This is a genomic window from Methylobacterium sp. D54C (assembly GCF_053345595.1).
On the sequence record NZ_JBKFAK010000228.1, the window covers coordinates 1 to 293 of the forward strand.

At 69.6% G+C, this 293-nt stretch carries 1 pseudogene; it reads right to left on the bottom strand.

Annotated features, from left to right (window positions below):
* Positions 1 to 293 (bottom strand): annotated as a pseudogene (locus tag ACLBYB_RS33285) (cytochrome P450); the annotation flags it as partial.

Below are 293 nucleotides of genomic sequence, written 5' to 3' on the forward strand. Positions count from 1 at the left end.
GATGCCGCAGCAGGGTCAGCAGGCCGTTGGTGATGAGGTTCACGGTGGTCTCGTGCCCGGCGACCAGCATCAGGATCGAGGTGGCGATCAGGTCGTAATCGCCCATCTTCACGCCGGCCGGGGTGGCGTGGTTGGCGGGGCCCGACAGCATGTCGTCCTGCGGGTGCCTGCGCTTCTGCCTGATCAGGTCGCCCATGTAGCCGCCGATCGCGTCGGAGGTCCGGCTGTTCGCGGCGCGGATCTCGGGGTCGGACAGGCTGTCGGGCTCCAGCGCGGGGGTGAGCTGCGCCGTC